A 576-nucleotide genomic window follows, 5' to 3' on the forward strand; every position below is an offset into this window, starting at 1 on the left:
GTTGTATTAACTTGAGGTTTAATTTATGAAACTAACTCCTTATTTAACTGCTGTTGTTTCGGTCAGCTGCGCTTTTGGCGCATTCGCAGCCGATGATTCAAAAGCACTTTTAGAAGATGCACTGAGTGCAGCGCCACCGACTATTCGCGATAAAGTAACGGTGATGGACTGGAACAATAACGTTCTTCAAGAAGGTTCTAGCCAATACACTTGCTTCCCAACGCCACCTCAATTGGAAGGCATTGCTCCAATGTGTATGGATGGTCCTTGGATGGAATGGGCAGACGCTTGGATGAACAAAAAACCTTTCCAATCCAAAGCCTTAGGCATTTCTTACATGTTAGCGGGTGATGGCGGTGCCAGTAACACCGACCCATTTGCAGAAGGGATGACGGACGATAATCAATGGATTGTGGAAGGACCACACTTGATGATTATTACCCCAGACCAAGCGTTGCTGGACTCTCTACCAACCGATCCAAGTTATGGTGGCCCATACGTGATGTGGAAAGGCACGCCATACGCACACATTATGATTCCCGTTGGAGCGAGAAAATAAAAAGAAAAAATCCGATA

The 576-nt window shown here is 45.5% G+C and carries 1 protein-coding gene; it reads left to right on the top strand.

What is annotated here, in order from left to right:
• The first annotated feature begins 25 nt into the window (after positions 1-25).
• Positions 26-559 carry a hypothetical protein gene (locus R7Q46_RS28940; RefSeq protein ID WP_318078550.1) on the top strand — a complete coding sequence of 178 codons (534 nt, stop codon included), beginning with the start codon at positions 26-28 and terminating at the stop codon, positions 557-559.
• The last annotated feature ends 17 nt before the right edge of the window (positions 560-576 follow it).

It is taken from the genome of Vibrio sp. 811 (genome assembly GCF_033339195.1).